At 63.1% G+C, this 2,606-nt stretch carries 6 protein-coding genes; all 6 read right to left on the minus strand.

From position 1 onward, the window contains the following. A partial coding sequence (locus VDP82_RS16885; protein WP_323015990.1) for a hypothetical protein occupies positions 1-379 on the minus strand: 379 nt, incomplete at its 3' end. After that, on the minus strand, positions 366-647 hold the full coding sequence (locus tag VDP82_RS16890) for a hypothetical protein (RefSeq protein ID WP_323015991.1): 282 nt from the start codon (positions 645-647) through the stop codon (positions 366-368). The genes VDP82_RS16885 and VDP82_RS16890, both read right to left, overlap by 14 nt. A gap of 17 nt (positions 648-664) precedes the next feature. Continuing rightward, a complete protein-coding gene (locus tag VDP82_RS16895; RefSeq protein WP_323015992.1) occupies positions 665-1,279 on the minus strand; it encodes a head maturation protease, ClpP-related in 615 nt (204 codons plus the stop codon). Then, entirely contained in the window at positions 1,276-1,491 is a 216-nt protein-coding gene (locus VDP82_RS16900; RefSeq protein WP_323015993.1) for a hypothetical protein, read from the minus strand. Before VDP82_RS16900 ends, VDP82_RS16895 begins: the two co-directional genes overlap by 4 nt. After that, positions 1,491-2,111 (minus strand): hypothetical protein, encoded by a 621-nt coding sequence (locus tag VDP82_RS16905; protein ID WP_323015994.1) that lies wholly within the window; start codon positions 2,109-2,111, stop codon positions 1,491-1,493. Before VDP82_RS16905 ends, VDP82_RS16900 begins: the two co-directional genes overlap by 1 nt. Then, positions 2,062-2,523, minus strand: coding sequence for a hypothetical protein (locus VDP82_RS16910; RefSeq protein ID WP_323015995.1), 462 nt, complete (start codon positions 2,521-2,523; stop codon positions 2,062-2,064). Before VDP82_RS16910 ends, VDP82_RS16905 begins: the two co-directional genes overlap by 50 nt. Positions 2,524-2,606 lie beyond the last annotated feature (83 nt).

A 2,606-nucleotide genomic window follows, 5' to 3' on the forward strand; every position in this document is an offset into this window, starting at 1 on the left:
GCGAATGCGCCCATTGCTTGCGCCACTCGTTGACCTCGCCCCGCGCTTCGGGCTCCTCGAACATCGCGGCGGGATCGTCCTTGAACGCCGCCGAGAAGCGCAGCGCCCACAGGCGATAATCCTGCCGAGTGCGCTCGCCCTTGGGCATTTCCGCGCTCGACAGAAAGTCGTCAACCATCTGGACGGTCATGTAATGCGCCGGCTTGGGACGCGCGGTGGCGTCTGCAAAAGCCACGAAGAAAGCCGGATCGTTCGGAAAGCGGGCGGTATCCTCCCAGAACTTCGGACCGCCGCGCCAGGCGTAGAAATGAAACTTCGCGCCAGCTTTGGTGACGCGACGGACGCGATGGGCACCCTTCGGCAGGTTAGATCGAGGCATTGCGCGCCCTCCGTTGCGACACCAGCGACGGGGCACCATCGGGGCCGCGCGACGGCGTGAGGATCTCCATGCCCTGAGCTGCGTCAAGACGCTGACGGACGTGCTTGGGATCGAACCATCCGGGGCGCCCCGGTACATGCCGCAGGCCGAGTTTCGCGCAGAAATTGCGAAAGGCGCTATTCGCGCCGGCATAGCCCCATTCCTCGGCCAGATCCTCGGCGCGGATCAGGCCAATCATCTGCCTAAATTGAGAAGGTAGCACGGCCATGTCTCTCATATTCCGTTTTAGTGGGCCGGGGTGGATGCAGCTGTCTCTCCAGCCCAGCCATTGCGGGCGGCGCGCCGCAGAAGCTGGGCCGGCGCCGATTTGAAGCGGGTGTAATCGAAGGCGGCGACAGCCTTCGCCCGCTCGCCTTCGCCGGTGATTTCGTCGCAGAAATTCAGCGCCAGCGCCTCCTCTGCGTTCATCCAACTCTCGGCATCCATCCACGCGCGAATGCGGCTCAGCGGGTGGCCGGTGCAGCGCGAATAGGCCGCCGCATAGGTATCCGCTATCTTGTCCAGCGTAGTTGCCTCCCCGCGCAACTCGTCGGCAGTGCCGAAGGCCAGCGCGGCGGGGTTGTGGATCATCAGCAGTGCTGCCGAGTGCATGGCGATATGCGCAGCCTCCATCAGCAGCAGCGAAGCGGCGGAGGCGGCAATCCCCAGAACCTCGGCACGCACCGTGCCGTGCTGGCCGATCAGCGCCATCATCGCCGCGCCTTCGGCCGCGTGTCCGCCGAAGGAATTGACCGTGACGCGAACCGGCTCGCCGGCATGTTGCTCGAGAAAGGCGCCAAGCGCAGTGGCGGTATTCTCGCCCTCGCCAATGGCACCATTTATGTGGAAGGCCGCCGTCATCCTTCTGCCTCGATCACGGTCGCGGGCTCGCGCGGGAAGGCCACGCCCTGTTTGGTCGAAAGATGCCGCAGCCCGTTTTCTGCCGAGCGGTCCACCAGATAGAGATGATGCTGGCAGATGGTCTCGGTGTCGGTCTTGACCAACTCCTGGACAGTGAGCAGCTGCATCACAAGCCAAGGCTTCGGCAGCATGACGGTCTGGATATGGGCCATCAGAGCGACTCCTCGGCCTCGGCTTCGTCTTGGGCTTCGTCGGCCACCTTATGGATGTTACGGCCGTCGACCAAATAGCCTTTCGCCTCGGCGCGCTGGCGCAGCAGGCGATACATTTCCGGGATCGAAACGGTGGCCGCCCAAGGACCGCCAATGGTGCGGCGTTCGGAGCGACCATCGCGGGTCTCGCTTTCGGTACCCACTTCGCTCAGCGTGCCGGCGTAGGCATCGGCAACCTCTTTTGCCGTGCCGGTGCCAAACAGAATCACCGGTTCCCACTGGCTACCGGTCCAGCTGTCCCAAACGGCGCGCTGCAACGCCAGCACATAACGGGGGGTGATGTTCTTGCCCGCGCTCACTTCGTCCAGAAACAGATTGATGGCTTGAGCATGGGCGCGGATGAACTCGGCGGACAACGGAATGGTGCAGCCTTGGGCCATCAAGCCCTCGGCAATGACCAGCGTCAGGGCATGGAACGCGGAGTACTGGCGACGCTGGCCCTCGGGAAACTCGCTGTCGTCCCAAGGGGCGTTTCCGTTCTTTATCGTATTCTTAAGCGCCTCCTTCGGCCTACCGGTGATCTGGTGCAGGGCATCGAGGCGGATGGTATGGCTGGTCATGATCGGACTCCATGTCGGGTTTCGTATAACCACTATCATTAGAAGTGGATATTGAAAACCCTTTTCTTTGCACGATCATTCGCGCTTCCCGCAGAATCGTATCCGACAGCGTTCCCCCATCATCCGCGAATTGCTGCCCGTCGCAGGTGAAGGCGGTCAGCTTGGCGCAAACGTCCAGCGCATCGCGCGCCGGCGTCTGGACAAGCTGCCTCACCAGCTCGGTTTCGCGGGCCTGAAACGGCGCCCTCTCCGCTTCGGTCCAGCCCCACAAGGCTGACCCTTCCGCCAAACCAAACGCCGCTTTCCAAGTGCGGAACAGACCCATCACCGCGCTTTCAGGTACCTCTGTCTGCGCCCCGCCACCGCTCAGTACGGCGGTAGAGAAGCCCGCCAGAACCGCACGCCGGTTCATGACGCCACCATAAAGCCAGGGCTGCCGACAAGCACGCGCGCCTCTGCCCACAGTTCGTCGCATCGTTCCCCGTCAAGGCACCA

It is taken from the genome of Devosia sp., from assembly GCF_034675085.1.
Lineage (GTDB): Bacteria > Pseudomonadota > Alphaproteobacteria > Rhizobiales > Devosiaceae > Devosia.

What these genes read in the sequence shown, in the direction of transcription:
- VDP82_RS16890 (WP_323015991.1), bottom strand. Translation starts at nt 647, where the DNA reads ATGGCCGTGCTACCTTCTCAATTTAGGCAGATGATTGGCCTGATCCGC.
- VDP82_RS16895 (WP_323015992.1), bottom strand. Translation starts at nt 1,279, where the DNA reads ATGACGGCGGCCTTCCACATAAATGGTGCCATTGGCGAGGGCGAGAAT.
- VDP82_RS16900 (WP_323015993.1), bottom strand. Translation starts at nt 1,491, where the DNA reads ATGGCCCATATCCAGACCGTCATGCTGCCGAAGCCTTGGCTTGTGATG.
- VDP82_RS16905 (WP_323015994.1), bottom strand. Translation starts at nt 2,111, where the DNA reads ATGACCAGCCATACCATCCGCCTCGATGCCCTGCACCAGATCACCGGT.
- VDP82_RS16910 (WP_323015995.1), bottom strand. Translation starts at nt 2,523, where the DNA reads ATGAACCGGCGTGCGGTTCTGGCGGGCTTCTCTACCGCCGTACTGAGC.